Annotated in this window: 19 protein-coding genes; 6 read left to right on the top strand and 13 right to left on the bottom strand. The window is 60.7% G+C overall.

The window, feature by feature from the left end:
- Positions 1–969: a phosphate/phosphite/phosphonate ABC transporter substrate-binding protein gene (locus ABIE52_RS02330; RefSeq protein ID WP_192713419.1), complete on the bottom strand. Its 969-nt coding sequence runs from the start codon at positions 967–969 to the stop codon at positions 1–3.
- 65 nt (positions 970–1,034) lie between these two features.
- Positions 1,035–1,943, bottom strand: coding sequence for an alpha/beta fold hydrolase (locus ABIE52_RS02325; protein WP_192713418.1), 909 nt, complete (start codon positions 1,941–1,943; stop codon positions 1,035–1,037).
- A gap of 186 nt (positions 1,944–2,129) precedes the next feature.
- Between ABIE52_RS02325 and ABIE52_RS02320 the strand changes: the two genes are divergently transcribed.
- From ABIE52_RS02320 to ABIE52_RS02310, 3 genes are read left to right on the top strand one after another with little or no spacing between them, the layout of a single operon-like run.
- A complete protein-coding gene (locus tag ABIE52_RS02320; protein ID WP_192713417.1) occupies positions 2,130–2,873 on the top strand; it encodes a GntR family transcriptional regulator in 744 nt (247 codons plus the stop codon).
- 19 nt (positions 2,874–2,892) lie between these two features.
- Positions 2,893–3,600 carry a phosphonatase-like hydrolase gene (locus tag ABIE52_RS02315; RefSeq protein ID WP_192713416.1) on the top strand — a complete coding sequence of 236 codons (708 nt, stop codon included), beginning with the start codon at positions 2,893–2,895 and terminating at the stop codon, positions 3,598–3,600.
- Complete coding sequence (locus tag ABIE52_RS02310; RefSeq protein WP_192713415.1) at positions 3,597–4,682, top strand: zinc-binding dehydrogenase; 1,086 nt, start codon at positions 3,597–3,599, stop codon at positions 4,680–4,682. The genes ABIE52_RS02315 and ABIE52_RS02310 overlap by 4 nt, the downstream gene beginning before the upstream one ends.
- 503 nt (positions 4,683–5,185) lie before the next feature.
- On the opposite strand, the gene ABIE52_RS02305 is transcribed toward ABIE52_RS02310, so the two are convergent.
- Together ABIE52_RS02305 and ABIE52_RS02300 are read right to left on the bottom strand one after the other, a co-directional pair.
- The gene (locus ABIE52_RS02305; RefSeq protein ID WP_192713414.1) at positions 5,186–5,905 is read right to left on the bottom strand and encodes a sulfite exporter TauE/SafE family protein; all 720 of its coding nucleotides are present in this window, start codon (positions 5,903–5,905) and stop codon (positions 5,186–5,188) included.
- Between the two features lie 119 nt (positions 5,906–6,024).
- Entirely contained in the window at positions 6,025–6,948 is a 924-nt protein-coding gene (locus ABIE52_RS02300) for an oxidoreductase (protein ID WP_192713413.1), read from the bottom strand.
- A gap of 24 nt (positions 6,949–6,972) precedes the next feature.
- On the opposite strand from ABIE52_RS02300, the gene ABIE52_RS02295 reads away from it, so the two are divergent.
- Positions 6,973–7,857, top strand: coding sequence for a MurR/RpiR family transcriptional regulator (locus ABIE52_RS02295; protein WP_192713412.1), 885 nt, complete (start codon positions 6,973–6,975; stop codon positions 7,855–7,857).
- A gap of 1,149 nt (positions 7,858–9,006) precedes the next feature.
- Here ABIE52_RS02295 and ABIE52_RS02290 read toward each other — a convergent pair.
- The 6 genes from ABIE52_RS02290 to ABIE52_RS02265 form a co-directional block, all read right to left on the bottom strand.
- Positions 9,007–9,330, bottom strand: a complete 324-nt coding sequence (locus tag ABIE52_RS02290; RefSeq protein ID WP_192713411.1) for a putative quinol monooxygenase — start codon at positions 9,328–9,330, stop codon at positions 9,007–9,009.
- 122 nt (positions 9,331–9,452) lie between these two features.
- Complete coding sequence (locus tag ABIE52_RS02285) at positions 9,453–10,919, bottom strand: NAD-dependent succinate-semialdehyde dehydrogenase (protein ID WP_192713410.1); 1,467 nt, start codon at positions 10,917–10,919, stop codon at positions 9,453–9,455.
- Positions 10,916–12,304, bottom strand: a complete 1,389-nt coding sequence (gabT, locus tag ABIE52_RS02280; RefSeq protein WP_192713409.1) for a 4-aminobutyrate--2-oxoglutarate transaminase — start codon at positions 12,302–12,304, stop codon at positions 10,916–10,918. The genes ABIE52_RS02285 and gabT overlap by 4 nt, the downstream gene beginning before the upstream one ends.
- A 23-nt stretch (positions 12,305–12,327) precedes the next feature.
- On the bottom strand, positions 12,328–13,089 hold the full coding sequence (locus ABIE52_RS02275) for a maleylpyruvate isomerase family mycothiol-dependent enzyme (RefSeq protein WP_354541455.1): 762 nt from the start codon (positions 13,087–13,089) through the stop codon (positions 12,328–12,330).
- Between the two features lie 42 nt (positions 13,090–13,131).
- Positions 13,132–14,781, bottom strand: coding sequence for an amidohydrolase (locus ABIE52_RS02270; RefSeq protein ID WP_192713407.1), 1,650 nt, complete (start codon positions 14,779–14,781; stop codon positions 13,132–13,134).
- Between the two features lie 88 nt (positions 14,782–14,869).
- On the bottom strand, positions 14,870–16,198 hold the full coding sequence (locus tag ABIE52_RS02265; RefSeq protein WP_054827038.1) for an MFS transporter: 1,329 nt from the start codon (positions 16,196–16,198) through the stop codon (positions 14,870–14,872).
- A 150-nt stretch (positions 16,199–16,348) separates the two neighbouring features.
- Here ABIE52_RS02265 and ABIE52_RS02260 point away from each other — a divergent pair, with 150 nt between their 5' ends.
- The gene (locus ABIE52_RS02260; protein ID WP_354541418.1) at positions 16,349–17,524 is read left to right on the top strand and encodes an RsbRD N-terminal domain-containing protein; all 1,176 of its coding nucleotides are present in this window, start codon (positions 16,349–16,351) and stop codon (positions 17,522–17,524) included.
- A gap of 56 nt (positions 17,525–17,580) precedes the next feature.
- Here the strand turns inward: ABIE52_RS02260 and ABIE52_RS02255 are convergent, their stop codons facing one another.
- Positions 17,581–18,594 (bottom strand): AraC family transcriptional regulator, encoded by a 1,014-nt coding sequence (locus tag ABIE52_RS02255; RefSeq protein WP_099698376.1) that lies wholly within the window; start codon positions 18,592–18,594, stop codon positions 17,581–17,583.
- A gap of 69 nt (positions 18,595–18,663) precedes the next feature.
- Here ABIE52_RS02255 and ABIE52_RS02250 point away from each other — a divergent pair, with 69 nt between their 5' ends.
- Positions 18,664–19,899: an MFS transporter gene (locus ABIE52_RS02250; protein WP_354541417.1), complete on the top strand. Its 1,236-nt coding sequence runs from the start codon at positions 18,664–18,666 to the stop codon at positions 19,897–19,899.
- An 87-nt stretch (positions 19,900–19,986) separates the two neighbouring features.
- Here the strand turns inward: ABIE52_RS02250 and ABIE52_RS02245 are convergent, their stop codons facing one another.
- Positions 19,987–21,363 carry an amidase gene (locus ABIE52_RS02245; RefSeq protein ID WP_192713405.1) on the bottom strand — a complete coding sequence of 459 codons (1,377 nt, stop codon included), beginning with the start codon at positions 21,361–21,363 and terminating at the stop codon, positions 19,987–19,989.
- Positions 21,360–22,613: a YlbE family protein gene (locus ABIE52_RS02240; RefSeq protein WP_192713404.1), complete on the bottom strand. Its 1,254-nt coding sequence runs from the start codon at positions 22,611–22,613 to the stop codon at positions 21,360–21,362. The genes ABIE52_RS02245 and ABIE52_RS02240 overlap by 4 nt, the downstream gene beginning before the upstream one ends.
- Between the last annotated feature and the right edge of the window lie 13 nt (positions 22,614–22,626).

The following is a 22,626-nucleotide window of genomic DNA, read 5'->3' as shown; positions in this document are numbered from 1 at the left end:
TCAGCCCCGACACTTCTCGGAGCCGGTCACATCGCAGACGTGACGTACGCCGTCGTAGTCGCTGTCCTTGGCCGGTACGACACCCCACGCGTGATCGTCGGTGATCCGGCATTCCTCGGAGCAAATGCCGTCGGCAACAAAGGCATCGGAATTCATGCTTTCAGTGAATATCTTCTGCAGCTTGTCGATCGCATCGGTCCCGAGCTTGTTGTTGGCGACGAATACCTGCCCGGCGATGGTCTCCGATGTCCATACGGTCTTGAGGTCACCTGGTTGCAGTTCCCCGTTGTCGATCATCGTCCGGTCGACCATGGTGTCGAATGCGAAACCCGCGTCGCAGTCTCCCGCCTTCACGGCGAGCGCGGAGGCATCGTGTCCGCCGGCGTAGATCGGCGTCACACCGGCCGAAATGTCACCTTCGGAGCCGGACGCCACGACTCCTTCCTCGATGAGTCCCGCCGACGGGTAGAGAAATCCCGAGGTGGAGCTGGGATCGACGAAGCAGACCTTCCTGCCTGCGTAATCCGCAAGAGAATTCACCGACGAGTTATCCGAGCGGACGATTCCGTAGGAGTGGTAACCCGGTGTCGCTCCCGCGTTCTTGACGACCGCGCCCAGGGGTGTCATCTGAGCTCCGTTGACACCTGCCACGACGTAAGCGAACGGGCCCAAGAATGCGATGTCGACGTTGCCCGCGATCAGGCCTTCGACGACGCCGGCGTAGTCCGAGGCCTGCACCAAGTCGACCTTCGCGCCGGTTTCACGCTGCAATCGCTCGATGACAGGTTGATAGCTGGACCGCTGATCTGTCGAGTTCTCTCCGGGAATGGATGCCAGGGTGATCGTATCGGGGAAACCCTGCTCGGTGGTAGTAGCCGCCGTGGAGCCGGAGCATCCGGCGAGGACCAGGACGGCGGCCGACAATGTCGCGGTGGTGCTGGCCACCCGCCGAAAAATGCTGCTGTTCATGATGATTGTCCATATCTCGAATGTGGGAAAGTTGCGCAGTCCTCAAATGCAGGCACAACGCACGATCATCGATCGGTGAAGCGGATACGGGCGATGGCCTCTGCGAAGTCTGCTGGGGATTCCTGTGGAGGGTTGTGGCCTACGTGGATGCGTACGTCGGCGATCAATTTGGAAAAGCGCTCTGCATGTTCGGATGTCGGCTTCGGTTCTCGGAGTCCGTCGTCGAGTGCGCTGATAACGACGGTGGGGACATGAATCTGAGGAAGCGCTGCGACGCGGTCCTCGTCGGCCTGGCGCTCCGGGGAGCCTTCGACGAGACCAAATCTGTGTCGGTAGGAATGGACGGCGACGGCGACGAAGTCCGGGTTGTGCAACGAGGGAGCTGTCGCTTTGAAGGCTTCTTCGGTGAAAATCCACCTGGGTGACCATTCCGTCCACAGCAGGCGAGCGAACGCTTCGCGATGTTGTTCGAGTCCGAGACGGCCCCGTTCGGAGTGAAGGTAGTAGTTGTACCAGAGCTTTCGTTCCTGGTCGGGCGAGCTCGGTAGCCCACCGCTGGCCAGATCGTGCACGTTGTACCCGTCGACGCTCACGAGACCGGAGATCAGATCGGGTCTGAGTATCGCCGTCACAGTCGCCGCTCGGCCGCCCCAGTCGTAACCCGCCACGACTGGCCGGTCGAGGCCGAGGGATTCAATCAACGCAATGAGGTCGCTGGCCAACGCAGTTTGCTGGCCGGAGCGGAGAGTGGTGGATCGATTGAAGTGGGTGGGTCCGAAGCCGCGAAGGTATGGGACGAACACTTCGCCGCCCCCAGCGGCAAGAATCCGCGCTACCTCGTCGTAGCTGCGAACGTCATATGGGAATCCGTGAAGAAGGACAATCGGGGGGTTACCGCGGTGCCCGTGTCGTTCGTAGGCGATAACCAGGTCTTTGGTGGTAACCACGTCGATGAGGTGCCGGGTCACGGACATGATGAAGTCAGTTGCTGCAGACGCAAACTTGTCATGCCATTTACCTTGGCCGCAAACTATTGTCGACGCAACCTCAAATATGTTATACCGCAATCCTTTTTACTTCTGTTCACCCATTAGACACCATCGGCAAATCTCTTCATTCGTCGATTTGACCTACATGTACTTACATGTGAGTCTGTGTGCATGACCACTGCTTTGCATGCGGCGATCGCCGAAAGTCTTCGAGAACGAATTCGCGGAGGAAGTTTGATACCCGGCCAAGCAGTGCCATCCGAGGCTGAACTGTGCGCGGAATGGAATGCATCGCGTGCGCCGATCCGCCAGGCGATGGCGACCTTACGCGCGGAGGGTCTGATCTCAGGTGGTCGTGGGCGTCGTTCGACAGTGAGCGCCCAGGCGCTGGCGCAACCGATCGACTCGTTGATGTCGTACTCGTCCTGGGCCCATTCACTCGGGCGGATTCCCGGTCAGCGCACGGTGGAGTTAGGCCTTCGTACCGCCGATGAGGAAGCCGCTGGTGCACTGCACATCGACGTGGGTTCCATGGTGGTTCAAGGCCTTCGAGTACGGACACTGGACGCAGTCCCTACCATGCTCGAGCGCGCACTCTATGTCGAACAGGTCGGGCGACTGTTGTTCGAATTCGATTCCGACGCAGGTTCCCAATGGGAGTTCCTGAAATCTCGCGGCGTCGTATTCGCGTCCGCATCACACGTGATCGATGCAGTAGCCGCGGACACGGTCGATGCGGCATGGCTTGGCGTCGACAAAGGCTCGCCGCTGCTGCGGCAACGCCGTACTACACGCGACGCCGAAGGTGCGGTCATCGAGTACCACGACGACCGCTATAGGCCCACCGAAGTCGCATTCACGATCCAGAACACCCCCGACATGCGGATCCCTTTGGCCCGCAGCATTAATCCGTAACCTTGGAGGAGCAGAACGTATGAGCACGCCAACCATCGACCTTGCCGTATTCGACATGGCCGGCACCACCGTCGACGAAGGGCTACGCGTCTATCGAGTACTCGAGGAAACCGCACGAGCGCACGGCGCGAACCCGACAGACGCCGATATCAATCACTGGCATGGATCCGCGAAACAGGAAGCCCTTCGTGCGCTGCTCACCGACAAACGAGGAGTCGCACCGGAACCCGATCGTCTTGCCGATGTCGTGGCGGACTTTCGCCGTCGGCTGCAGGCCGCCTACACCGAACACCCGCCTACGGTGCTGCCAGGTGTCAACAGCGCCCTGATCCGACTGCGCGACGCCGGTATCAAAGTCGTGCTCAACACCGGATTCGACCACGCCACCGTGCAACTGCTACTCAGTGCGCTCGGGTGGGAGGACGACATCGCCGTCGACGGGGTTGTCTGCGGAACCGATGTCCCCCACGGCAGGCCGGCACCGTTCATGATCTTCCGCGCCATGGAACTCGCCGGGGTCACCGACAGATCCCGAGTACTCGTCGCCGGTGATACTCCCCGGGATTTGGAAGCGGGCGTCAATGCCGGCGTCGGTTACGTCGTCGGAGTTTTGTCCGGAGCAGGCACTGCCCAGGAGTTGGGTTCTCATCGCCACACACACCTGTTGCACTCGGTTGCGGACATACCGGCTCTCGTCTCGGCCACACCTTTGGAATTGACGCGATGACCAGCACCGAGCCTCTCGACATTTCAGCAGAGGGCACCGTTCCCGACGAGACCACCGCCGCAATCTGGCGCGGTGACGCCTCGATCACACTCGAGAAACTTCCGATACCGATTCTCGGGGCCGGTGAGGCCCTCGTCCGGATCGACCTGGCAACCGTGTGCGGCAGCGACCGCCATACCGTCAGCGGACGACGTCAGCAGCCATGCCCGTCGATTCTCGGCCACGAGACCGTCGGAACCCTGATCGCGAAATCCGGTCGAGTCGTGGCTATCGACGGCACCGAACTTCGACTGGGCCAACGCCTCGTCTGGTCTGTCACCTTCCCGTGCGGTAGCTGTGATCGATGTGCACGAGGCTTCACCGCGAAGTGCCGCCAAGTGAGAAAGGCTGGGCACGAAGCGCTCGATTCGGGGTGGGCACTATCGGGTGGATATGCCGAGCATGTTCTGTTGCCGAGCGGAATGCCTATCGCCGTTGTCGATGACGATCTTCCCGATGAACTCGCCGCACCTGCTGCGTGTGCGACAGCGACCGTGATGGCCGTGGCCGAGCGAGCCGGAGATCTCTCGGGCAGGCGGATCGCGATCATCGGCGCCGGCATGCTCGGGCTGACTGCGGCCGCAGTTGCCGCTGATGCGGGCGCTGCCGCCGTCGTGTCGATCGACGTCAGCGACGAACGCCGCGTGCTCGCTACCCAATTCGGTGCGACGCGCTCCGTGGACAGCGTTTCCGAGGCAGGAACGACAGATGTTCTGCTCGAATTCTCCGGATCCCGTGCGGCGCTGCAACAGGGCCTCGCCCTGCTCGACATCGGCGGCACCGCAGTTCTCGCCGGATCCGTAGCACCCGACGGCCTGCTGCAGATCGATCCTGAGTCGATCGTCCGGAACGATACAACTGTTCAGGGACAACATAATTACGAACCTCGACATCTTGTTTCTGCGCTCGAGTTTCTGGCTCGGACCGCCCGCGTCTTTCCGTGGATGCAGCTGGTTGCCCCTGCAAAGCCGATGAGTGAGCTACCCAGACTTCTCACCGGGGCTCCAGGGCTAGCCCCGCGAGAGGCGATCAGACCCTGGTGACAGCCGCGGTCGGATGTGACCACCACGACCAAAGCTGGAGTCCCGAGCATCGCATTGTATGAGCAAGTCGGCGCAAGACGAACAAGCGCGAGAAATCGCGAGGCCACCTGTAGCTCGAACCGTGTCAGCTCCGGGTGGTCTAGCGCTATCCACCGCACACCTGCGATCCGGTTGGCGAGCTGGATAGATCGAATGGCCCTCACTTGCCGAAATACAGGCGCTGCGACCCGTGGACGCCACTCCTCACCAGGCGAAGTCATCGCCGCCTATGCATCGAGTACAGATGCCGCCCCGCCCTAGGATGTGTGTCGGTGACCGAGCCGTTCTGCCCGGTCGGGCATAGCCGGGTAAGAGCTGGAAATAGGACTTGGACTTACCGTTCCGCCGAGTAGTCGTCAGCGTAGAGGCAGTGTCGCCTCGGCAGTATGAACACCGATACTCCCGATGCGACCGCAACGAACGAAGTTGGAACTCTCCGGTCGCGGCGCCGGACCGAGACTGTCTCATCGCAGCGCAAGTAACATTCCCGCCGCACCGGCGACGAGCACTCCGTCGATCAGGACGTCGAACGTCCGAGCGTGGAGCCGTTGCACAATCCACCGTCCGCACAACGATCCAATGAGAAGGGCAACTCCGATCGTCAATCCACGGACCACGACAGCCGAGGTGAGCGTGCCAGCGTTGCCGAACGTGGCGAGCTTGCCCGCGTAGAGAAAGACTGCACTGGCCGCCTCCGAACCGAGGAATGCCCCACCGCTCATTCCGTACCCAGTGAACACCGGCACGCTGAGCGGACCCGTCGAAAGAACAAGACCTGTTAGAAACCCCACGACGGCACCCGCAACTGCCAGATGCCACACCCGAAAACGTAAATGTAAATGCCGGATTCGCCGACGGACGGGGACCATCGAGAGGAAGAACACGGCAAGAAACACGTCGACCACAGCCGGGGGGATGGTCAGCAATGTGTGGGCGCCCAGCACAGCGCCAGGGACCCCCGTCGCCGAGTAGGCGAGAACTGGGAGCCACTGAATCTGGCGCCACCAAGCGATCACACGTCCGACGTTGCCGAGAACGGACGCGATCGCCATCACCGGAACGGCGACCTGGGGCCCGTACAGAAGGACCAGCACCGGCAATAAGATCAACGAAGAGCCGGTACCGACAACGCCACCGATAATCCCGGCGAGGATGGCCAATGGGATTAGGAGTAGTGCAGCCATAAATTAATCGGTTCACGCCGGCCGTAGTGCCGGGGGCAGCAGTGAATAAGCCGAAAGATGCGACGACGGCAGGCCGGCGAGCAGCGGTACGTTGTCTCCACGACCGTCACGTTCAGCATTCACGCTGGTCCGTCGCTCGCGGATGCCAGCAGCGGCACCACTGTATCGCTGATCGGTGTCGAGATACCGTGCGCGCATCCGCGTCGCTGGACGACAGCGTTGCGTGCGCTCCATTCGAGGGGCCGGTTGGCCTGCCGGTCAGCCAGAATAGAGGTCCCCATGTCAGCTGGGTGCCCTTGGAAGATCTCAAGGATCTCTTGCGGCACTTCGTCGCCCAGGTTTGCGCCTTCGGCACGAGCGACCTCGAGGCACTCGCTGAGATAGTCGAGTGCCAATCGAGCGATGTCGGTCCGAGCGAACATTCCCGAGCGTCGACCGGTGAGTACCATCAGGCCAGCAACTGCGTTCTGAAGCAGTTTTCTCCACGCCAAGGTGGTGAAGTCGACCGCCAGATCTACCGAGCACCGAGTGTCGTGCATCGCGCGGGCTACGACCAGGGCTGCAGGCAAGTCCGGTACAGTCAACCGAGCTTCTCCGCGAAGCCACACTGATCCGTCGGGCTGAACCTGGGCCGGAAACCACACCACCGAAGGCAGCACTGAGCATCCAGGGGCGTAAGGCGCCACGGTCGATTCTTGCTCGACTCCGTTCTGCAGCACGCAGACAACAGTTTTCGGGCCACACAACGCCGCCAGCCACGGGGCGGCCGCATCGACCTGAGTTGATTTGACGGCCAGGAAAACAAGATCTACGGGTTGGTCCATATGTTTCGGTTTAACGAGTACAGGACCCGGTACTTCTATCCGCCCACCCTCGTCTCGAAGCGTGAGGTACTCACGCGCTGTGCGACCACACAGTATCGGCGTGCGACCGGCCTCATGCAGCGCCGCCGCCACAGTTGTACCGATCGCACCTGGACCCACCACTGCAACAGTAGGTTTCGAGATCGTGGCCACATCTGCTGAATGATCGATCGGGGTCATGGCCGATACGTTACGCTATAACGTGTGGATTACACGATAGGTAATGAAATTTCAGATGGCGAGAGTCCGCTCACGAGATGGCTGGGCATCGTGCAGGCTCGCAGCGGCGACCTCGCAGCGAGCGAGGCGAAGGTTGTAAAACTGGTGCTGTCGGACCCCCTATTCGTAGGTACGAGCACCGCCGCGCAAGTCGCTGCACGGGCAGGTGTGTCCGCCCCGAGTGTGGTCCGCGCCGCACGAGCAATCGGGTTCGCTGGATTCACCGAACTCAAACTCGAAATTGCCCGCGCTCGGGGGACCACTGAATTCTTCGCACCCACAGCAGATCTCACTGACAGCGCTACGTCGGCCGAGGTACTCGAGGCCTCCATCCGAACGGGCCACGACGCACTGATCGCACTTAGTGGGGCAATGACAATCGCTGCACTGGACGAGGCGGTCGGTGCATTGAAACATGCTCGCCAGGTTGTCGTCGTCGGGGCAGGCACATCCGCAGCCGTCGCCGCGGATGCCGTCTTTCGTCTCCGCGCTATCGGAATGACCACATTCACCATTCCCGACCACGAGTCAGCGATGATCGCGGCGCGACTCCTAGGCCCCCATGACGTCGTGATCGCTATCAGTTCAACCGGGCGCACCTCATCGACACTCAGCGTGGCTGATGCAGGGTGCTCCGCCGGTGCAAAGCTAGTCGCGATCACCAATCAGTACGACACTCCCCTCGCGTTACTTTCCGACATCGCCCTCGTGGTCGGCGGAGCGCCGCTGCCGATGCAAATGGCTGCAGCAGGAAGCCGACTCGCTCAGCTCGTCGTCATCGACGCACTGGCAACCGCGATCGCCATCAGCGACCCGGACCAACGCAGCAGAGCCGAGCGCGCGGGCATCGACCTCCCCGATATCTCCTAAAGCGAGGCCCCGTTCTGCCCTGCCACTCTCTGAAAACGCAGGCGATATGCAGGACACTCCACTGCAGTCGCATTTGTGCAATTGTCTCTCGCTGGCAAGAAGCCTGTCGGCCCTCGACCCAAAAGTCTGGGGCCAACTCGGTGAGCAGCGTCGATGCGTTGAATAACACCGGAGTTCCCGGGGACTTTGAGGTGCCAGGTTATGACAGGTCGGATTGGCCCCAGCTTGAGCGGGTCGTGACAAAGTTTGGTTGGCCCCATCTCGACGCGCCGGGTGTGTTGTGTCGAATTTGAGTGGTCCCATCCATTGTTAGCTGTGCCGCCAACGATCAGGAGGACGTGAGATCCCCAAATTGGTTGAGTGGCAATTTAGTCGACTGCGAATCATGTGGACGAGCTCACATCCGGCCGAAGACTGACGTGGTGGGTGGGGACCAATCCCGAGCCGGTGCTCATCGCCTCACAGCGACACCAGGAAAGGGCGAGCAAGAACCACGCTCGCCCACCCAGTTACCGCGCAACCTCGTCACCAGGAGGGCATGCACTCGGGAATCTCACTACCGCAAATCTCGCAGATCTAGCACGCGCCCACGCATAGATGGGCCTCCGTTGAGCTGGCGGGAGTCGACTACTGCAGTCGAATGAGGACCCCCATTCCGTCATCGGCCATCTCGGCGAGCCCCGTAGGTCCGCCCCGCGTGGCGGGCGAGCACTGTTGAGCGTTGTACCCAGCGTCCGTCATCTACACATTGTGACGATCCTGCAAATGGATGCTACCGGCGCCGGGCACAACGGGCATGGTGACGAATCTGAGAAGCATTGCTGCCGAATGGCATCGGACGCCACCCTGCATCTGGTTAGTGGTGGAACGCGTGTCGGCAAACTGCCGACGAAGCTTGCGCCAGCGGCGAACTTTTCGTTCGGAACGTACGTGACTCGTCTGATTTCGGCTCCGTTGAACCCGACGCCTTCCGCCGGTTCGAGTGCCAGTCGGCTGCAGCAATGCTCTTGCCGAACATCGCGTGAGCGTCGTCGGAGGACACGTCTACTCGTCGGGATCTCTTGGCGAGAAAATTCGGTCCTCCATCATGCCACCAGCCAGGCCGATCACTCTAAGAATGCTGGGACGCGGCTCGGTGGCCTTAGGCCATCAGCGACCACTCTCGTCTGAGTACGTGCGCACAATGCGATCGGTGAGAAGTGGAAAAATCTTGTCCGTGCCGATAGATGCAAAGTGCGGCGAAGTTCGGTGCGCTTCGAAGCCGTCTTCGTCGATGTACATCTCGAGGATGGTTACGTGTAGCGGATTCTCGACGTTGCGGAAGTACTCGTAGCCGAGATTGGCGGGCTCGTTCCGGCTTGCCTCAGCGAGTTGGGCCAGATGGCCGAGCACCTCGTTCGCGGTTTCCTCGCCCAGCCGGTATTCGGCGATTACCCGAAAGTTCGACGTAGCACGCCGTGCGTTCTCAGTCACGAAAATTACTCTCTAGTAGTAGATTACGAGCAAAAGACAGTGCCTGACTGCAACTCAACGACGACCACGTGCGGTACGAGTCCTGACGCCTACTGACGCTTTTCGCGCGGTCGATTCAAGTGTCATCGGGGTGTCAACGTGTACTTCGTGGACAAAAACTCGCGAATTCCTTCGAAGCCACCTTCTCTTCCGATCCCCGAATGCTTGATGCCGCCGAAAGGCGCTGCTGCATTCGAGACGAGACCGGTGTTGAGGCCCATCATCCCGGTTTGAAGTTTTTCTATCATTCGCTGGCTTCGGCCGACGTTCTCTGTGTAGACATAGCTGACCAACCCGTACTCGGTGTTGTTGGCAATGTGCACGGCCTCGTCCTCGGACGAAAAGCGAGTTATAGCCAGCACTGGTCCGAAGATCTCCTTGTTCACCATCCGAGCTTCAGGCCCGATCTTGTCGATCACAGTCGGTTGAAAGAAGTTGCCCGGGCCGACGATAGCCTGACCGCCGGTGACAATCTCCGCGCCGGTGTCCACCGCGTCAGCGACGAGACCTTCTGTCTTCGCAATGGCTTTCTTGTCGACCAGTGCACCGATGTCGTAACCTTCGTCGGCCCCACGACCAATTTTCAACGCAGCAACCCTTTCACTTACTCGACGAACGAATTCGTCGGCCACGGAATCGTGTACCAATATGCGGTTTGCGGCGGTACATGCCTGACCGATGTTGCGGAATTTCGCGAGCATCACGCCATCAACCGCTCGGTCGATATCTGCATCCTCGAAAACCACGAAGGGTGCGTTGCCGCCGAGCTCCATCGAAGTACGCAATACGTTCTGCGCAGCAGCTTCGAGGAGTTTGACGCCAACCGCCGTCGAGCCTGTGAAGCTCAGCTTGCGAAGGCGTGGATCCGATAGCAGGGCACTGGACTGAGCGCTGGGATTCGACGTGGGTACTACGTTCACCACACCCGGCGGAAGTCCTGCCTCTTCCAGCAGCTGCACCAGGTAGATCGTGGTCAGCGGAGTGAGTTCCGCCGGCTTGATGATGGTGGTGCAACCGGCGGCGAGTGCCGGAGCAATCTTGCGGGTTGCCATCGCGAGTGGGAAGTTCCACGGTGTGATGAAGTAGCAGGGCCCCACAGGGAGGTGCGACACTGTGATGTTGCCTGTCCCTTCGGGGTTTCGGCGATAGTCTCCGCTGACGCGTACGGCTTCCTCGGAGTACCACCGAAGGAACTCTCCACCGTAAACGACCTCACCGCGCGCTTCGGCGATCGGCTTCCCCATTTCCAGGGCGATGAGCAGAGCAAACTCTTCTTTGCGATCCATCAGCAAGTCGAATGCTCTGCGGAGGATGTCCGAACGTAGGCGGCTAGGTGTTTCGGCCCACTCTTGTTGTGCTGCAACGGCTGAATCGAGGGCGCGAATGGCGTCGTCGACCGTTGCGTCGGCAATCGTCTTGATCACAAGCCCGGTTGCGGGGTCTTCGACGGTGAAGGTCGCACCCGAACTCGACGTCGCCCATGTTCCGCCGACGCCGATACCGGTCTCGACACGGTTGAGTAGGTCCTGTTCATGTGGCTTCAATGTCATGACTGGCTTTCCTTTGTGGCTGAGGTCGGGGCGTGCGCACGGAATCCGTCGGCCACGACGCGTAGACCTTCGCGTAGCAGTTCGTCCGAAATTGCGAGCGGAGGGAGAAATCGGATGACGTTTCCGTAGGTGCCGCACGTAAGAACCACTACGCCATGATCCGCGGCGAATTTTGCGACGGAAGCGGTCAGCGCCGGGTTCGGATCTGTGCTGTCGGGGTGTACTACTTCGATGGCCTTCATCGCGCCGCGGCCGCGGATGTCACCAATACGGTCGTCCGAGGCGCCCAGTTCGGTGAAGACCTCATCGATGATCGCCGCGATTTCACGTGCACGAACAACCAGGTCGTTCTTTTCGTACGTTTCGATTGTGGCGAGCGCCGCGGCGCAGGAGATTGGGTTTCCGGCGTAGGTGCCCCCGAGAGCGCCGGATTGTGGCGAGTCCATGATCTCTGCGCGGCCAGTGACCGCGGCCAGTGGCAATCCACCCGCGATACCTTTTCCTGTTGCGATGAGATCAGGTACGACTCGCTCGTGGTTCGCAGCGAAGAGATCACCGGTACGGGCGAACCCGGTTTGGACTTCGTCGAGGATGAACACGACGCCGTTGGCAGTTGCCCATTCGGCTAGAGCAGGCAGAAAACCGGTCGCGGGTTCGATGAATCCACCCTCGCCCTGGATGGGCTCGATGACGATTGCTGCGAGATTGGAAGCGCCGACCTGTCTTTCGATTTGCAGGAGCGCAATTTCTGCCGCCTCCACCCCGCTCAGCCCATCGCGATATGGGTACGAGGTTGGAACACGGTAGATCTCGGGTGTGAACGGACCGAAGCCGTTTTTGTAAGGGGTGTTCTTCGCAGTCATGCCCAAGGTGAGGTTGGTTCTGCCGTGGAACGCGTGATCGAAGACCACAACCGCATGTTTGTTGGTGAAGGAGCGTGCGATCTTGATCGCGTTCTCGACGGCTTCGGAACCGGTGTTGAACAGTGCTGTGCGCTTCTCGTGGTCACCGGGGGTGATCGAGTTGAGCTTCTCGGCGACCGCAACGTAGCCGTCGTATGGGGTGACGGTGAAGCAGGTGTGAGTGAACAGTTTCGCTTGGCGAGTTATGGCTTCGACAACGGCTGGAGCTGAATTGCCGACGCCGGTGACGGCAATGCCCGAACCGAGATCGATCAGAGAATTGCCGTCGGCATCGATCAAGATCCCGCCTCCGGCTGCGACGATCGATATGGGTACAACGTGCCCTACACCGGCCGCAACGGCCGCCTCTTTTCGACGCATAAGCACCTGCGATTGCGGTCCTGGAATTGCGGTTACGAGTTCTCTATGTTGCGACACCAGCGGGCCGCCCGTTACTGACGAGACTGACAATTCGTTCCTCATTTTCGTGTTGTCGATAGTGAGCGTCAGAGCCAGCGCGGAGCTGTCGGGGCTGTGCCGATCTCGCGGCCCGACGTGTCGACCGCGGACACTGCGATGTTTCTGCGGCCGGTCACCCACATCAGCAGATTCGGAAGCGACCCGGACACCGCCGTGCGTGCCGTGGCCGAATCGGCGGTGGTGATGTGACTCGAAGCCGGTTCGAACTCTTCACCGGTGTCCGCAACTGTCATGTGCACGCGATAGTCGTCTCGGGTGGCCCACGTATCCAGGACATTGTGAATTATTCGTCGCTGCACCGCTGGCGGTATGTCCGCTGCACTCGCCGAATAGTTGAGATCGATTGCGTGTAACCACAATTCGCGAGATCGCATCCACACTGTATCGACGACCGGTATCCGCACACCTTGAGCGTTGCTCACCTCGGTAGACCAGCGATTGTCGGGGACTGCGCTCCAGGCGATTTCGAGCGCTCTCGCCTCCCTGTCGCAGAGTTCACGGAGTTCGACATTCGACAGTGGTGCTGCACTGCCGATTTCCCGGCTCCGCGCATGGGCAGACTCGTACATCGGTTTCTCGATGCCTGTCGTCGCCCAATCCACCAGGCGGCCGAGGGCGCGGGCGTTGAAACCGACGTGCGCGATCACGTGCGCGCGAGTCCATCCTGGAAGCAACGAGGGTCCACGCAGTTCGTTGTCACCGAGTTCGCGCAACGTCCGGTCGAAGTGCGTTTGTCCGGCTTTCACGTAGCCGAGATCGACGGCGAGTTCGTCAGCCGGCTCTCGCATCACGTTCACGGCATTCTCCTTCACAAGATCACGAGTAATTCTTCAGCGAGTCGGTCGGGCATCATGGGTGAGGTTTCCTCCGAGTATTGTTGCGACGACGTCGATCTCCGATATGTTCGGCGCGGTGAGCGGCGACGACGAGAACACGGCGAAGTCCGCAAGTTTTCCCCGTTCGAGGGTGCCTTTGTCGTCGATCTGACCGGTCGCGCGCGCAGCCCATTCCGTGTGCGTTCGAAGGGCTTCCTCCGGTGTGATCGCCTCGTTCGAGCCCAGGACGAATCCGGTGTCGGTACGACGATCGACGGCCGACTGCATACCTCTACGAAGATTGTTGTCGGCGACAGGAAGGTCTGATGAGCCTGCGAGTATTGCTCCCGCATCGATGACCGATCGCCCACGATAGAGCCACGGTTCACGGTCGGTCCCGACAAGATCGAGGATCTGATCGCCGAGCGGCCCGATGAAACCTGCCTGGGGGGTCACAGCAATGGCGAGATCGCCGGCACGACGCACTTGATCCGGTCGAGCGATGCCGAAATGTTCGATACGGCACGGAGCTGTGTGGCGGCCGTAGCTCTTCTGCGCCTCCTCGATCAGATCCAGGGCCAGGTCTATTGCTGCGTCTCCGATCGCATGCAATGCAAGCGGCCACCCCGATCGATATGCCGCGAGTGCACGCTCTCGATACAGTTCCGGCGTGTCGAGGAGGTATCCCCGATTGTGTTCGTGGCCGCAGAAGTCTTCTGTCACAGCGGCGGTCGCCCCGAGCAAAGAACCGTCGAGAAAGACCTTGACGTGCCCCAGCTGAAGGTGGGAATCGCCGAAGCCGTAACGAATCCCGAGGTCCAAGCCAACTCCTGTCCCCTCGCCGCAGAAGTCCGAAGCGTTCGCGGCAAGGGGATGAAGGGCGTCGATTGCCGGCATCAACTGTGCACGAGCGTGCAGATGATTGCGATCTGCGGCCAATTGATAGGCCGCGATTTCGATGGAGCTGTGGCCGATCCAACCGCCACCGACACCAGCTTCTGTGAAGCTTGTTATCCCCTGTGCAGCAAAGCGTTTGGTTGCTTCGTCGATTGCCTCGGCGAGCCGCTCGGTGGAGTAGGGCAAGAGCAACGCCTGCACCAAACCTTGCGCCGACTCTTCAACGACACCGGTAGGGCGGCCCTCGTCATCCCGCACGACGACACCTCCGACGGGAACTTCGAACCCGTCGTCAAGCGCACCGATGAGACGCAACGTAGCGGTGTTCGCAATCGCAGCGTGACCAGAGGTGTGCCGTAAGTACAGTGGGCGGTCTCCCGTCACGGCGTCGAGCCGATCGATAGCAGGGAATTCGCCGCCATAGTGCCCCTGGTTGAAACCTGTGCCGTGGACCCAGGCATCGGCGTCATCACCGATACGCTCTACTTCGGCCGCGATCAGCCTGTAGAGATCTTCGAGAGTGGCGGCGCGGCTGAGGTCTATCGACGCCAATCCAAGTCCCCACCAGACGGTGTGACAATGAGCGTCGATCAGACCGGGCGTCACACAGGCGTCTGCGAAGTCCAGGGTTCGTATCGCCTCGATACCGGCGACCTCGTCGTCGAACCCGACGATCCGGTCACCGATTACCCCGACAACCGACGCGATCGGCCGATGAGGATCCATGGTGATGATTTCGCGCGCCCGCACAATGAGGTCGAGTTGCATAAGAGAAATGTCCTTGTCCAGTAATCGAGCCGCGTCTGATCCAGCGGTACGAGGTGCGATGTTTCGAACACCAGCCGCGCTACGTTTCTCAGTGCTTGAAGCCGGGGAGGTCCACGCTGAATTTCGGCGCGATCGCTCCTGCCGATGCGGTGATCAACGAGATCAGCGCGAGAACCAACGCAGCTGGCCACCAGTGATCATGAGCTGCAGCTACGAGGCTGGTAACCAGAAGTGGAACGAATCCTGCAATCATCGCGGCGGTGTTGTTCGCGACGGCAACACCTGTGAATCGGGTTCGCGCCGGAAAGAGTCCGGTCAGAACAGCTCCTGTACCTGCGTAGGGAAACGACAACGTCGCCACTGCCAACGTCATCGACAGAACGATGAGCACGGGAACGCCCGAAGTCAGTAGCAGAAAGGCCGGCAAAGCGACTACGGCAGAGGCGATCCCGCCCCACAAGATCACCCGACTCGAACCGAACCGCGCGCCCAACCGCCCGCTCAACAAGATCACGAAGATCTCGACTACGGCCGCGACGATAGTTCCGAGCAACATCAACGATCGGCTGTATCCGAGTACGTTCACTCCGTACCACACACAGAATGTCGTGACGAGGTAGAACCCGCCCATTCCGAGAAGTGAAGCCGCCATTCCGATCAAAATCTGACGCCAGCTGTGTTTGAAGGCCGTGCTCACGGGATTGGTCGCCAACTCCCCAGCTTCCTCGAGCTGACGGAAGACAGGGGATTCTTCGAGTTTGCGCCGAATATAAACCGCGACAAGAAGTAACGGTAACGAGAGGAGGAAGGGAATGCGCCAACCCCAGGATTCGAAGTTCTGCTGCGAAATTGCAATGGTGACCAGAAAAAATCCACCAGAAGACAGAATTGTTCCGATCGGAGATCCGATGAGGGGAATCACTGCGTATCGCGCCCGCATATGCAGTGGCGCGTTCTCCACCACCAGGGTCAAGGCACCTGACCATTCCCCTCCTACGAAAAGGCCCTGCACGATTCTCAGCAGCACGAGCAGCACCGGCGCCGCGATGCCGATCGCTGCGTAGGTGGGCAGTATGCCGATCAACGCGGTAATGATGCCGATACCGACGATGGTGATCATCAGCGTCTTTCGGCGGCCGATCCGATCGCCCATTGCACCGAAGACAATGCCGCCGATCGGTCGGGCCGCTACCCCTACTCCGAAAGTGGCGAACGAGGCAAGTGCGGCCAAGGTTGCGTTGCCGCTGGTGAAGTACTGAACATTGAACACGAGAGCGGCCGCGGCACTGAACAGGAAGAAGTCGTAGTACTCGAGCACGGAACCGACCAGAGCGCCGAGTGCGACCTTGTTTGCGCTCTTCTTGTCGAGCTCATGAACGGCTCCGAACTCGATCGACGTCGATTGTGTGTACGTCATAACTCTCCATCAGGGATGAGGGATTCGGTCTGCTTCTGTCCCCAGGGGATTTCGGCCTGCCGCAAGCATTTCAGGTTATTCGCTCACTGTCCCTAGGCATTCCCCGCCGATTAGCGCTGCGAATTTGTGCATATGCCCTATTCTGACTTGGTGAACCATTTCGCCCCCTCACGACCGGGCAACGAGCCGGACGCCCGCGACTCAGGAAGATGGCAAGAGTTGCTCGACAGCCTCGACGTCGCCGAACTGACCGACACCTTCGTCAAACGTGTCGCCTCGATCGCGGGCTACGACTCGTCGCCGCTACCGACGTCCGAGATCGAACGCACAGGCCGGATGGCCTTCTCCGCCATGCTCCAAGGTCTACGCGCGGGAGGTCTGCCCGATTTCGTCCCCGTCGCGAACGATGTCGGCATCTCTCGTGCACGGGCAGGGATCCCCATCACCTCATTGATGACCGCGATCCGATTGGACTACAACGTGCTGTGGGAGGCCCTCACCTCCGCGTCGTCAGCGAGGGATGCCGAACTGTTGGTCCGACACACGTGGATCGTGCTTCGCACCGTCGACGAGTACGCCGCACAGACACAAGGGGCCTACATGGCCGAACGAGAACGCATGCTGAGAGAGGAATCGTCTGCGCTGCAAGGACGCATCGCAAACCTGTTCCAGGATCCCCGATCCACAGACGCAGATCGACTGGATGCAATTGCAGCCGAACTCCGAATCCCACAACGCGCCCCCCTTCTGGTCATCGGAGCGGCCGGTGACGACATCCCGGCGCTACGTGTGTACATCTCCGAAACCGAGCGCTCCGGACGAACGGTGTACACCCACTACCTCGGCGACGTCCTGATTGCCTTCACGCGCAGATTCGACCTCGACGGACCGCAAGCTACCGATGTCGGCCGGAACCTCCTCAAGCTTCGAGTCGGAGTTGTCAACGCCGACACCGGTCTGTCAGCCCTTCGCGCGGCGGCCAATACCGCACGAGCTCTCACACGAACAATCACCAGCGAAGACCACGCGGCTCTCACCTGGGACCGAGGGTGGGCGAGACTGGCCAAGCTAGGCCTACAAGAATCAGCTAGCGGGCTACTCACCGATGTCGACGATGCTTTGGTGACCTGCGGAGACGCGGAGCGGGTCCGTCTCGAAGAATGCGTGCGCAGCTATATGAAAACAGGCAGTATCGGGGAATCGGCAAACGAGCTGTTCTGTCACCGCAACACCGTGTCCAATCGTCTTCATCGATTTGCGAAACTCACCGGTTTGGACCCCACGATTCCTGAACAATCGGCGAGACTCGTAGTGGGTTGGGCATAGAAGCACTCGAAACGCCTTCCCCTTTTACCTTCTCGGGGCGATCGCTGTCGGAGGCGTCACGCAACGAACTGTATGGGCGAGGTAGCTCTGCGTGCGCTGGGAGGTTGCCCGGTAACGCGTTTGAAAGCGCGGCTGAACGCAGCTTGAGAGGTGTAACCAAGATTTCGAGCCATGGCTTCCACCGACATCGTGTCCTGGGCCAGCCACTGGCTGGCAAGAAGCATTCTCAGTTCCGTCGCGTACCGCAGAGGCGGTACGCCGATCATCGCATGGAAGCGCTCCGCGAACACCGATCGGGACACATGGCACTGCGATGCCAATTCCGCTACCGTCCAATGATGTCCGGGATCCCGGTGGACAGCCAAGATGGCTCCCGCCAGTCGCGGATCGCGCAGCGCAGCCACCAGTCCAGAGGCATTGTCGCAGCCACATTCAACCCACCCTCGCACGATCATCGCAGCCACGACTTCGGCGAGGCGCGCTGAAACACCAGCAAAACCGACACGCGCCGAACAGGTCTCACGCCTCATTGCAGCAAGGATCGGTAAAAGTCCGGGATATCGCTCCCCCTGGGCGTCGGCGATCATGATCTCGGGCATGATACGACTCAGGCCTTGCATCCCGCCGAGATCGAATTCCATGTAACCGGTGAACAATACGGCGCTGGGAGACAGGTCGGCGGCGAGGCCGACGTTCACGTCCCCCACCGCATCGCCGAGGGGTTCGGAGTCGTAGCTGTCGATGCCCTGAACCACTACGCCCGGCCCGGACAGCCACTGATGGGGTCGACCGTGCGGGATGAACACAGCGTTGCCCGCTGACAGTTCGTGGACGGTGCCGTTCTCGGCACGTAGGAACGCGTGACCGACTGCGAGGAAGTGGAAATAGGCACGGCCCGGTTTCGCATCGAAGCCGATGCCGAATCGCGGACCGGCATGGACGCGACGGTACTGCACTCCACGCAACCGCATACTCGTCAACAGTTCGCTGATGAGGTCGGAGGACGAGGCGAACGTCCCGGCAGCCGACTCGGCCGGACTCTTGATCAAAACGGCCGGATCCTCAGTCATAGATCATCCTGAAAGTCGTATCTAGTGTTGACTCAAAGCCTTTCATGCGATTCAGGAGAAGTACAGCCGTTGTCCAGTGATGTGTGCAGCACCGCGCCCGATACCCGACCCGTCCGAGCAGCCGCATTTGTCGACCCGCCACCGCTGCCGGTAACACCGAAGTGGATGGCGGTGATGTCACTGGCACTGGGCGTATTCGGACTGCTTACGGCCGAGTATCTTCCGGCCAGTCTGCTGACTCCGATTGCCGATGATTTGGGTGTGCCGGAAGCACTGGTGGGCCAAGCAGTCACCGTCACGGCTGGAGCAGCAATCCTCTCTGGACTACTGACGGCAAGCCTGACACGACGGATGGACCGGCGGATTGTTCTGCTCAGCTTCACTGTGCTGATGATCGCGTCGAACTCGCTCGTGGCCCTGGCCCCGAACATGATGGTGCTGTTGGCGATGCGGATCCTGCTCGGCATTGCGTTAGGTGGTTTCTGGAGCATGGCGGCTGCCACAGCGATGCGCCTGGTACCCGAATCGTCGGTACCTCGCGCTGTATCAATCATTTTCAGCGGTATCGCCGTAGCAACCATCGTGGCCGTGCCGCTCGGTAGTTACCTCGGTGAACTGTCCGGTTGGCGCAGTGCCTTTTGGGTCACCGCCGCCCTCGGGGTCGGGACGCTTGCCTTCCAACTGTTCGCGTTGCCCCCGATGACACCGCGGCACGAGGCACGGTTGAGAACTTTGTGGTCGGTGTTGGTACATCCACGCTTCGGGATCGGCATCGTCGGCATGTTGCTCGTCCATATCGGGCACTATGCACTGTTCACCTACATTCGGCCGGCGCTCGAAACCATGGTCGATGTCGGCGCCTCCACCCTGACTGTTCTATTGTTCGCCTTCGGAGTGGCGAACTTGGCAGGCACACTTGTCGCCGGATGGCTCCTCCAACTCAGCCTGCGTCTGACATTGGCGCTGATGCCCTTACTGATCGGGACAGCTGCCCTAGGTCTGGCACTGGTGCCTGCAACTCAGAGCGTAAGCGCAACCTTGGTGGTGTTGTGGGGCTTGGCATTCGGCGGAGTTTCGGTGGCGTGGTCGACGTGGGCGACCAGCACCGTGCCCGACAAGGCGGAAAGTGCAGGCGGGATCGTGGTGGTCGGTGTCCAGTCCGGAATCGCTGCAGGTGCCGCAGCAGGCGGTGCAATATTCGGAGCCGGGGGTGCCATGGCGGTGTTCTCGGTTTTCGGAGTCGTGCTGATTGCGTCAGCATTGTTCATCACATTGTCCGTGAAGAACCCCGATCACCTTGCGTGACATCGGTTACCTGCATCCGGCAGCAGACTGGGACTACGAATCAGCGAGGTCCGCTGATCGGTGCGCGAGCAGCGTGATCTGGCCCGGTCAGCTCTCGAACAGTTTCCGCGCCTCGAGCTGCGCCGCGAACGACAGAAGACCAGCCTCGGTGTGTGGGCGTCCGACGAGCTGTACACCGACAGGCAAACCGTCGACGTCGGCTGCTGGAATGGACACTGCGGGCAGTCCGATCAGACTCCACGGCGCGGTGAGTGAGAGCAAACCACTTGGAACGTCGACCGGCTGATCCTCGACACTCACCCGACGGCTGAACAGCGGCGGTGCCGAAAAGGGAATCGTAGGCAGCGCAATGAAATCGACCGCACTGAGTAGCTGAGCAACACCTGCACGGAACTGTTCACGAATCGCGATCGCCTGCAAGAACTGCGAATCGGTGTACGTGCCGCCCATCTCGAGACGCTCACGCACCTCTGGGTCGTAGAGATCGGTTGCGAGACTGAGCCTTTCGGCGTGGACCGCGTGAGCTTCACGCCCTTGGATGACACGATAGGAGAAGCGAAGTGCCTCCGCGCCGTGGATATCTATTTCGTCGGCGAGAAATGGTGCGACCAGATCGCGGGCAGAACGGGCAATCGATGGTTGAGTGGCATGAATTGATCTCGGCGATATCCAGCGAACGCGCACACCGGCGACGGAAGTGCACTCGGCCGGTGGTGAGAAATCGTCGATCAACGCCGACAGTACGACGTGTGCATCAGCCGCACAGCGAGCCAGAACGCCCACAGTGTCCATCGAACTGGCCAGAGGAAGTACTCCGTGCGTGCTGATCGCCCCTTGTGTGGGGCGAACACCGACGACGCCGCAGCATGCTGCGGGGATTCGCACGGAACCACCGGTATCGGTGCCGAGTGCGACTGGAACGATGCCGGCAGCGACGGCGGCCGCCGAACCGCTACTAGACCCTCCGGACATGTGCCCTAATGCATGTGGGTTACGAGTGGGTCCAGTAGCAGCACGATCCCCCGTCGGACCGTTCGCGAATTCATGCGTCGTCGTCTTCCCGATCACTATCGCACCTGCTCGTCTGAGCCGCTCGACGCAATCTGCATCGCGAGCGGCGATCCGATTCACGAAATGACGCGAACTGGCGGTCGTCGGCAGACCTCGTACATCGATCATGTCCTTCACCGCTATCGGCACCCCGTGCAGCGGACCCCGGTCAGCACCTGCGGCCAATTCTCGATCGGCGGCGGCTGCGGCCGCACGAGCTCCGGCCACGTCGATGGTGACGAACGCGTTGATTGTCGATTGCGAGCTCTCGGCCTCCTCGATGGCAATCCCGATCAAGTCCGCTGACGTGACCCGACGTGCCCGAAGGTCCGCAGCCAGGTCCGTGATGGTTCTTCGGCTGAAGTAGCCGCCAGTCGCGGATACGTGGACGGCCGAAGGGGGATTCTCCGTCATGCCGCCGACACGGTGAGCGCCGCGATGGCCTCGCGGAAGGGTTCGATCGGGGCGATGAGCAGACCGGCGCCCGCGTGTCCGCCCTCACGCAGGGCGGCACCCATGTGGATATGTGGAGTGATCGCGGTGGAAACCACACGTGCCGCGTCGATTCCGAACGGAACGCCACGAAACCCTAGATACGGAATCTTCCACCGGGGGTGCTCAGTGTGAGTAATGCCGTACATTGCCTCCGTCGTTTCGACCATGTTCTGAGCCGATCCGCCGCTGTAATCCTGAAGCGAAAAAGCAGCCGCCGCCGAGAGGCCGCCGAGTCCCACCGTCTCGGTGATCAGGCTCTCCCCGCCCATGTACGCAGTATCCTCAGCGGTGATCCCGTCGAAATATTTCGCCTGCAACGTGGGAATCGGCGCGCGAAACCATCGCTGGCCGGTGCCAGCTGTACGAATCGCGAACTCCTTCCCGCTCAACGCCATAGCGGTGACGATGCTGCTGTGCGGTGTATTGCTGGCGGTTGTCGCGATGCTCTTACCCGTCGCCATGGCGACATGGAGAAAGAACAGGTCGTTCCGACTGAGGAAGTTCAGAACGTCGCGGGTTGCTGCGGTGAAGCCGTTGGCCTCGAGAACAGACTCGTAGATCTGTTCGAAGAACACCGCTGTTGCCGCTGTATTACGGCTGTGCAAGTCATCGCCCATACCGAGGGCACGCCGAATGATGGGACTGGTGTGTAGACCGCCGTTGTGTCGTAGTGCCGCTGAGAGGGCTGGGCCGAGCACGTCCTTGATCCAGGTCAATTGTTGGTGTACGGCCTCGTTCCATACCCCGTAGGTGAGGCGTTCGCGGGCACTTCCCTCGTAGAGAACGCAGTGTCCGCGTGAACCCGACATCGAATCTTCGACAACGAGGACAGGCATCGACGCCGTCGTCACCCCGGTCAGCGAGCCTACGCTCCCGTAGTCATGGCACGGCCGGACGAGGATGTCTCCCGCATGCAGGAGAGCGTCGGCCTCTTCCACCGAGTTCGCGAGCCCCTCGAAGAGTGCTGCTCCCAGTATTGCTCGGCGCTGGCCTCCTTCGTATGCAGGCCAGGGCAACGGGGCCCCCGAGGTGAGGATGGTGTGGCGGGTCATGCCGGGGAGCGCATCGAGTGCCGGGGTGACGTCGATCAAGACGGGGTCTGCTTGCAGCATCGCATTCACTGCGACCGCATTTGCATGAATTCGCCTGTCCGACAATATGTCTTGCATAGCTTCTTCCTTT

Source organism: Rhodococcus sp. OAS809 (genome assembly GCF_040546695.1).
Lineage (GTDB): Bacteria > Actinomycetota > Actinomycetes > Mycobacteriales > Mycobacteriaceae > Rhodococcus_F > Rhodococcus_F qingshengii.
This window is presented reverse-complemented; position numbering and strand designations above follow the sequence as displayed.

Coding starts and splice junctions, on each gene's coding strand:
- ABIE52_RS02315 (WP_192713416.1), top strand. CDS start 2,893: ATGAGCACGCCAACCATCGACCTTGCCGTATTCGACATGGCCGGCACC.
- ABIE52_RS02310 (WP_192713415.1), top strand. CDS start 3,597: ATGACCAGCACCGAGCCTCTCGACATTTCAGCAGAGGGCACCGTTCCC.
- gabT (WP_192713409.1), bottom strand. CDS start 12,304: ATGAGGAACGAATTGTCAGTCTCGTCAGTAACGGGCGGCCCGCTGGTG.
- ABIE52_RS02240 (WP_192713404.1), bottom strand. CDS start 22,613: ATGCAAGACATATTGTCGGACAGGCGAATTCATGCAAATGCGGTCGCA.
- ABIE52_RS02245 (WP_192713405.1), bottom strand. CDS start 21,363: ATGACGGAGAATCCCCCTTCGGCCGTCCACGTATCCGCGACTGGCGGC.
- ABIE52_RS02300 (WP_192713413.1), bottom strand. CDS start 6,948: ATGACCCCGATCGATCATTCAGCAGATGTGGCCACGATCTCGAAACCT.
- ABIE52_RS02330 (WP_192713419.1), bottom strand. CDS start 969: ATGAACAGCAGCATTTTTCGGCGGGTGGCCAGCACCACCGCGACATTG.
- ABIE52_RS02265 (WP_054827038.1), bottom strand. CDS start 16,198: ATGACGTACACACAATCGACGTCGATCGAGTTCGGAGCCGTTCATGAG.
- ABIE52_RS02285 (WP_192713410.1), bottom strand. CDS start 10,919: ATGACATTGAAGCCACATGAACAGGACCTACTCAACCGTGTCGAGACC.
- ABIE52_RS02270 (WP_192713407.1), bottom strand. CDS start 14,781: ATGCAACTCGACCTCATTGTGCGGGCGCGCGAAATCATCACCATGGAT.
- ABIE52_RS02325 (WP_192713418.1), bottom strand. CDS start 1,943: ATGTCCGTGACCCGGCACCTCATCGACGTGGTTACCACCAAAGACCTG.
- ABIE52_RS02255 (WP_099698376.1), bottom strand. CDS start 18,594: ATGACTGAGGATCCGGCCGTTTTGATCAAGAGTCCGGCCGAGTCGGCT.
- ABIE52_RS02320 (WP_192713417.1), top strand. CDS start 2,130: ATGACCACTGCTTTGCATGCGGCGATCGCCGAAAGTCTTCGAGAACGA.
- ABIE52_RS02305 (WP_192713414.1), bottom strand. CDS start 5,905: ATGGCTGCACTACTCCTAATCCCATTGGCCATCCTCGCCGGGATTATC.
- ABIE52_RS02275 (WP_354541455.1), bottom strand. CDS start 13,089: ATGCGAGAGCCGGCTGACGAACTCGCCGTCGATCTCGGCTACGTGAAA.